The sequence below is a fragment of the Kitasatospora sp. NPDC058965 genome (assembly GCF_042741245.1).
GTDB lineage: Bacteria > Actinomycetota > Actinomycetes > Streptomycetales > Streptomycetaceae > Kitasatospora.
In genome coordinates, this window is the sequence record NZ_JBHYKG010000549.1 from 1 (window position 1) to 2,536 (window position 2,536).

Consider the following 2,536-nt stretch of genomic DNA (forward strand, 5'->3'; position numbering starts at 1 on the left):
GGAGCCATCAACGTTCTACGGGCCGGGCTGGTCCGTCGCGAGGCCAACCCGGCTTAGCGAGAAGCCCCGGCGTTTACGCCGGGGAGGAGTCACGTGGTCCTCCAGCTCCCGGCCGCCCCGGATCACGAAGCCCTTCGCCGGCTCCTTGATCCCGTCCAGCGCGCCGCCGGGCAGCTTGAGCCGTTCCAGGATCGTGATCCGCTCGCCGGGCACCTGCGCGTCCCGCACCAGGAACGCCGCGCCGGCCAGCGAGGCCAGGCCCGCTCCGACGAACCAGGCGCTCACCCGCTCCGCCCGCTCCGGCCGGCGCGGCCTGGCGAACGCCTCGTAGTTGCCACTGCTGTAGTACACGCTGAACTCCCTGTCGGCCGGGTTCGTCGGGACGCCGCCGGCTCGGGTTCGCCGTCTCCGGGCAGTCCGCGCCCAGGAGTGCGCAGGCGCAGACGCAGGCGGACGCGTTCCGCACCACGTTCCCCGCCACGTCCTCCACCGCCCGGGAGAGCCCCTGCACGTCGGCGACCCGCGGTTCGACGACGCCACGGGATACGTACGTCACCTCATTCACCGTCACAGGAGCGACCTGTTGCCCGACCTGATAGACCGTCCGGGTGACCACGGTCCACCCGGGCGCCGGAGCGGATGGAGAGAATCCGCTCCCGCCTGCGACGGCGTTGTAGCCGATCGGTGACGGACCGACACTTGTGACGGGGGCCGGGCGGGGACAGGATTGTTCGCGTCGCGCCGGACCCCGGGGGGAGTCGCATGACCGGTCAGCCGTACTTCGCGCCGTACCAGCCGCCGGTGTCCGGGCAGCCCGCGGGCCCGCCCGACGGCACCGCGGTGACGCCCGCCCAGGTGCTCGGCATCGCCGCGCTGGTGCTCACCCAGGCGCTCCTGGTGCTCGGGGTGATCACGACGAACATCTCGCTGCCGCAGATCCAGCACGACCTGTTCCTGAGCGTCTCCTCCCTGGGCTGGCTGCTGACCGCCTACACCCTGCCGCTCGGCGCGCTGCCGCTGGTCGCCGGTCGGCTCGGCGAGGTGGCCGGCCGCAAGCTCGTCCACCTGATCGGCATCGGCGGATTCACGCTGGCCTCGTTCGCCGCCTCGCAGGCCCACTCGGTCGGCTGGCTGCTGACGGCGCGGGCCGGCCAGGGCGTCGGCGCGGCGCTGAGCACGGCAGGGGCGCTGGCGCTGCTGGAGCGGACCGCGGTCTCGCCCCGGGTGCACCGGATCGCGCTCGGCTGCTACTTCACCGCGCCGGTCGCGGCGTTCGCCTCCTCGGTGCTGCTCGGCGGGCTGCTGGTGGAGTACGTCGCCGACTGGCGCCAGTGCTTCCTGGTCTTCGCGGTCGCGGGCCTGGTCCTGTCGGTGGTCGCGGCGGTGACGCTGCCGGAGACCGGCCGGACCAGGCGGAGCCTCGACCTGGTGAGCGGGTTCGCCGGGAGCGCCGCGCTGCTCCTGCTCTCCCGCGGCCTGGCCCGGGCGCTGGACCGCGAGACCCCGCCGGTGCAGGTCGTGCTCTGGTTCCTCGGCGCCGCCCTGCTGCTCGCGGTGGCAGCGGCCGGCAGCGCGTTCGTGCGGCAGCCGGCCCGCGTCATGCTGACCCGCTTCGGCGCCTACGCGGTGGTGGCGCTGCTCGCCGGCGCGCTGTTCGGCTCGTACTTCAGCCTCACCCTCGTCCTGCAGTCCGTGTACGGCTATTCGCCCCTGCAGACCGGCGCGGCCCTGCTGCCCTCGGCGGTGGCGACGGTCGTGGCCGCCGCCGTCCTGCCGCAGGCGGCGCGGGCGATCGGGATCCGCTGGGTCGCGCTCGGCGCGGCGGTCTGCGCCGCGGCGGGCCTGTGGTGGATCTCGCGGGCGGAACCCGTGGACGGCTACGCGGCCGGTCTGCTGCCGCCGCTGCTGCTTCTCTCGTTCGGCGCCGGCGGCGCGATCACCGTCCCGACGGCCTACGCGCGCGGGGAGTTGGGCGAGCGCGGCGCCCGCCCGGCCGGGCTCAACAGTGCCCGCTCGCTCGGCATGTCGCTCGGCATCGTGCTGATCGGCGGGGTAACCGCCAACGCGGCGGCCGACGCCGCCCGCACCCAGACCCGACCGGGCGCCCTGGCGGCGGTCCACGCCCTGCACACCGGTTCCGCCACGGGGCTCACCACCGCCGCCGTTCTCGCGGCCGCGGCCGCCCTGCTCGCCCTGCTCACCCTGCCGGGCCGCGGGTACCGCTGACGGGTGGGCCGCCGCGGCACCGGTGCGGCGGCCCCGTACGCGCTTCCGGGCCCCTCGCCATGGCTGCCGGCGAGCGCAACAGTCCTGGTCAGGCCGGGTGCCCGCCTCGTCGGGGCGTCCCGTTGGCGAGCTGTGCGCGATCTGTTGGCGGGCCCGCGCAGGATCGAGGTGTCGGACGGAGCCGCCGGGCACCAGTGGCGCTGCGACGGCCGACACCGCCGGGGTGGCGGGGGCGCGGGCGCGCGCGCCCCCCGGGCCGCCCCCCCCCCGCAGGGGGACCCCCCCCCGGGGCCCACCGGGAGCCGGGCCC

General features: G+C 75.9%; 2 protein-coding genes. One reads left to right on the plus strand and one right to left on the minus strand.

What is annotated here, in order from left to right:
• Positions 1 to 15 precede the first annotated feature (15 nt).
• Positions 16 to 351, minus strand: coding sequence for an oleate hydratase (locus ACFW1A_RS39965; RefSeq protein ID WP_380418563.1), 336 nt, complete (start codon positions 349 to 351; stop codon positions 16 to 18).
• A 411-nt stretch (positions 352 to 762) separates the two neighbouring features.
• On the opposite strand from ACFW1A_RS39965, the gene ACFW1A_RS39970 reads away from it, so the two are divergent.
• Entirely contained in the window at positions 763 to 2,226 is a 1,464-nt protein-coding gene (locus ACFW1A_RS39970) for an MFS transporter (protein WP_380418565.1), read from the plus strand.
• Positions 2,227 to 2,536: the final 310 nt, after the last annotated feature.

Bases quoted from the DNA above. Each gene is read 5' to 3' on its own strand.
- ACFW1A_RS39970 (WP_380418565.1), top strand. From the start codon at position 763: ATGACCGGTCAGCCGTACTTCGCGCCGTACCAGCCGCCGGTGTCCGGG.